The sequence below is a fragment of the Streptomyces sp. SPB074 genome, from assembly GCF_000154905.1.
Classification (GTDB): Bacteria; Actinomycetota; Actinomycetes; order Streptomycetales; family Streptomycetaceae; genus Streptomyces.
This window is the reverse complement of the sequence record NZ_GG770539.1, coordinates 1,935,643-1,936,676: the sequence shown is the minus strand read 5'-3', so window position 1 is coordinate 1,936,676 and position 1,034 is coordinate 1,935,643. Positions and strand designations below refer to the sequence as shown.

The 1,034-nt window shown below is 71.7% G+C and carries 1 pseudogene; it reads right to left on the bottom strand.

Features of this window, described 5'->3' with window-relative positions:
* A pseudogene (locus SSBG_RS07720) lies at positions 1-457 on the bottom strand (hypothetical protein); the annotation flags it as partial.
* Positions 458-1,034 lie beyond the last annotated feature (577 nt).

Below are 1,034 nucleotides of genomic sequence, written 5' to 3'. Positions count from 1 at the left end.
CGCGCGCGGCGTCGAGCGGCAGGCGGTCGAGGCGGTCGTCCCGTACCGCCCGTACCGCCCCGTCCCGCCCCACGAGCAGCAGCACCGAGTCCGACAGGACCAGGTGTTCGGCGCGGCTCCCGTCCCAGCGGGCGAGCACCACGGTGGCCTGCGGGGTGCGCGGGTGAGAAAGGTCACAGGTCGCCCGATGGAGTCGCGCCGTACGCCGGATGGACAGCGAGAGGATCTCGCGGAGCGTCAGATCGGCTCGTGAGACGGACAGCTCGTTGAGCGCCCCGCCGAGCCGTGACACGTACCAGGGCACGCTGTGTACGCAGCCCGTCGCTCCTTCGGGTGGTGTGACCCCGTCAAGAAGGACGAGGCACCCGCCCTGTCCGGAGGCGGGGAGCGAGACGCAGGTGAAGTCCTCGTCGGCCCGGTCGCTCCCGCCGGGCTCGGTGACCAGTTCGGCGCGCATCCCGACAGTCTGCACGAGCCCTTCACAGAGGCACCTCCAGGTGCCTTCTCGGGTGAATTCCGCCTGGTCAGCGCAGGAATTGAGGCGGAATGATCAATTCCGGGAGGGTCGCGGCGCGGTATCTTGCCAAAGCCCGCCGTGCGCGTCCAACCGGCGCTCCCCGCACGCCGCTGTCCGGGGAATGGGAAACTTGCCCACCAACTCCCCGGGACGGTTCACTCCTTCGGGTGGCGGGGCAGGTGATGCGCGCGACCGCGTCCCGAAGGCTGAAATGGTCGCGAACGCAACGCGGGGGCGCCTGCGCTGACAAACCGTCACCCAGGCGCAGGGGCAGGACGAGTCAGGAATGTGAGCACCGGTGCAGAAAACGCGGCCTCGGGGCAAGGGCGGAGCACGGAGCGAGGAGGAGGTGGCCACGGCGCAGGACCAGCCGATCCCCGGTCAGGCGGGGGTGCGTGACCAGCCGGCTCCCGGTCAGGCCGGGGTGCGTGACCAGCTGTCCCCCGGTCAGGCGCCGGGCGGGGCCACGAACCCTCCGGGCCGGGACCAGCAGCCCCCCGGGCAGCACCAGCCCCCC